This window comes from Streptococcus sp. HSISS2 (assembly GCF_000448665.1).
In the GTDB taxonomy this organism is placed as follows: domain Bacteria; phylum Bacillota; class Bacilli; order Lactobacillales; family Streptococcaceae; genus Streptococcus; species Streptococcus raffinosi.
The window spans coordinates 522255-525560 of record NZ_CM002133.1 but is presented as its reverse complement, the minus strand read 5'-3'; the positions used below and the strand labels follow the sequence as shown (position 1 = coordinate 525560).

Here is a 3306-nt window from a genome sequence, read left to right as displayed (position 1 = left end):
GGGCCAAATTCAAAAGATTTGTTGTCAAAAGACGCATATTACGTACTTCATCTAGACTTGATGCAATATTCTCCGAATTGTCTAAAATTGTACTCTCTGGCTTACGGAAAAGAACTTCAAGACGGTTTTGAATGACTGCAAGAGGCGTCCTTAACTCGTGACTAGCATTTTCAACAAAGGCCTTCTGCTTTTCCAAACTTTCTTGGATAGGACGTCTTGACCATTTGGCCAGATACATACTTGCTGCTACAGACAACAGCCAGAAGAAACTCATCATAATGACGATTAGCTTAACGTAACGTTCAGTCGCCTCCTCTAACTGAGTCGTGTTGATAGCGATAACAACATACTTAGCATCAGGGTATAGACTACTATCTACCTTTTCAGTAATCAAACGATACTTTTCAGTCTGATTGAAGTAATTCTGAGCACTACCTTGACTAATAATGTCAAGATTACTTCTATCAATTGAGAGATTGGTCAAGCTAGAAAATTTATCAACAGTATTTAAGACTTTGCCATCTTTATCAAGAACGAGAACACTTGTATTAGCAGCCACTGATAAATCATGAGGAGCATCTTCCATCTTAGATTTTTTCTTTTTAGAATCTTGATTATTAGCACTGGTTTTAGGCGGCTCTGAAGACCCTTTGGTATCATATGTCTGATAAATAGTTGTCGTATTGTTTTGATCTACCTCAGAAGTCACAAAGAGTTCTCGTTTCAACATCTCCATTTCCAAATAAGAATTTGATTTGTTTGCTGCAATTTTCAAACTAGAATCAACATTAGAGTAAACACCATAACTCAAAATTTGCAATATCATGACAGTCATGATGAGGAAAATACCAGAAAAAGTCGCAAAGAAATGGATGAAAGTCTTAAAACCGTCTGACTTGATTCTCCTTAAGAGATAATTGAAAAACTTAGTCAGCATTTTTCAAAATATACCCCACGCTTCTCAAAGTTTGAAGGTTAGCCGCAAAGTCAGTTCCCTTCAATTTCTTACGAATTTTTGAAACATAAACCTCAACAACAGAGACGGTAGTATCACTATCAAATCCCCAGAGACGGTCAAAAATTTGTGACTTAGGTAGGATGACATTTTGATTTTGTAGGAAGTAAACCAGCAAATCAAACTCTTTACCTAGAAGTTCCACTTCTTTGTCTCCCACGAAAGTTGAATTCGTAGAAAGATTAACACGGACATCCCCAAAAGAGAGGGTGTTTTGGTCAAATTTACCAGAGCGTTTCAAAAGTGCTTGAATACGCATTTTTAGCTCTTCCAAATAGAAAGGTTTGGTAAGGTAATCATCAGCGCCAAGCTCAAAACCGTGCCCCTTATCATCAAGACTTTCCTTAGCGGTCATAATGAGAACAGGTGTTGTGACTCCTTTTTCACGTAGCTCCTTCAAGACCGTAAAACCATCTTTTTCAGGTAACATAAGATCTAGAAGGATTAAGTCATAAACCCCACTCTCAGCCTCATAGAGACCCTCGTCACCATCAAAAACTTGCATAACATCAGCAAAATCATCTAAAAAATCAAAAACTGAGTTTGACAAACTCAAATCATCTTCAACTAGTAATATTTTAATCATAGTTATCTCCCTTACTAGGTGCAAAACCTAGTCATATATCTCTCTAAGTCTTCCCATTATATCGAAAATACACTTAATCTTCTAGTGCTTTATTTTCTTTCGTTAAGACTCAGTTTATCTTATCTTCCTTAAGTTTTTCATAAATAGAGCAAAAAAACAGCACCAACTGGCACTGTTTCCAAGAAATATTTGTTATTAGAACAAACCAATTGCTGTTCCGTCTTCAGCAACATCCATCTTGAGGGCTGCTGGGGCTTTTGGCAAACCAGGCATGGTCATGACATTACCTGTAAGAGCTACGATAAAGCCGGCACCAGTCTTAGGAATGAACTCACGAATCGTGATATCGAAGCCTTCTGGAGCCCCGAGTAAGAATTGATTATCAGAGAAGCTGTATTGTGTTTTAGCCATACATACTGGCAATTTGTCCCAACCAAATTCTGCAAATTGTTTGAGCTGGTTCTTAGCTTTTTTCTCGAAGACAACTGATTTACCACCATAGATTTCAGTAACAATCTTAGTGATTTTCGCTTCCAAGCTATCATCATCAGAATAAAGACGTTTATAGTCAGCATTCTCATTTTCAACAGCATCAACAACCGCGTTGGCAAGGTCAATACCACCATCAGCACCATTAGCCCAAACGCTAGCCAATTCAACAGGAACATCGATTTCTGCACAAAGTTCTTTAAGGGCTGCAATTTCAGCTTCTGTATCAGCAACAAACTCGTTAATAGCAACGACTGCTGGAAGACCAAATTTACGAACGTTTTCCACATGACGTTTCAAGTTTGCGAAGCCATCACGAACGGCCTGAACATTTTCTTCAGAGAGGTCCGTTTTGGCTACCCCACCGTGCATTTTAAGGGCACGAAGTGTCGCAACAATAACAACAGCATCAGGAGTTGTCGGGAGGTTTGGAGTCTTGATATCAAGGAATTTTTCAGCACCAAGGTCAGCACCGAAACCTGCTTCAGTAATCGTATAATCAGCCAAACGAAGAGCTGTAGCTGTAGCTAGAACTGAGTTACATCCGTGAGCGATATTGGCAAATGGACCACCGTGTACCAAGGCTGGTGTCCCATAAATTGTCTGTACCAAGTTAGGTTTGATGGCATCTTTAAGAATAAGGGTAAGCGCACCTTCAATTTCAAGATCACGTACATAAACTGGTGTACGGTCATAACGGTAGGCAACTACAATGTTAGCCAAACGTTCTTTAAGGTCATTAATATCAGTAGCCAAGCAAAGAATCGCCATGATTTCAGACGCAACAGTAATATCAAAACCATCTTCACGTGGAATACCATTAAGTGGTCCGCCAAGACCAACGTTTACATGACGAAGCGCACGGTCATTAAGGTCAACCACACGTTTCCAAATGATACGACGTTGGTCAATGCCGAGAGCATTTCCTTGATGAATATGGTTGTCAAGAAGGGCTGACAAAGCATTATTCGCTGTAGTAATAGCGTGCATATCCCCTGTGAAGTGGAGGTTGATATCTTCCATCGGAAGCACTTGAGCGTAACCACCACCTGCAGCACCACCTTTGATTCCCATAACCGGACCAAGAGATGGTTCACGAAGGGCAATCATTGTTTTCTTACCAATTTTGTTAAGAGCATCTGCAAGACCAATTGACATGGTTGACTTCCCTTCACCAGCTGGTGTTGGGTTGATAGCTGTCACCAAATCAATTTTC

The 3306-nt window shown here is 39.8% G+C and carries 3 protein-coding genes; all 3 read right to left on the bottom strand.

The window, feature by feature from the left end:
- Nucleotides 1-937: histidine kinase dimerization/phospho-acceptor domain-containing protein (locus HSISS2_RS02500; RefSeq protein WP_042766922.1), on the bottom strand; the 937-nt coding region annotated here is incomplete at its 3' end.
- Nucleotides 927-1601: a response regulator transcription factor gene (locus HSISS2_RS02495; protein ID WP_021145215.1), complete on the bottom strand. Its 675-nt coding sequence runs from the start codon at nt 1599-1601 to the stop codon at nt 927-929. The genes HSISS2_RS02495 and HSISS2_RS02500, both read right to left, overlap by 11 nt.
- 195 nt (nt 1602-1796) lie before the next feature.
- Nucleotides 1797-3306: formate--tetrahydrofolate ligase (locus HSISS2_RS02490; RefSeq protein WP_042766921.1), on the bottom strand; the 1510-nt coding region annotated here is incomplete at its 5' end.

Excerpts from the sequence above, each read along its gene's own strand:
- HSISS2_RS02495 (WP_021145215.1), bottom strand. The coding sequence starts at position 1,601 with ATGATTAAAATATTACTAGTTGAAGATGATTTGAGTTTGTCAAACTCA.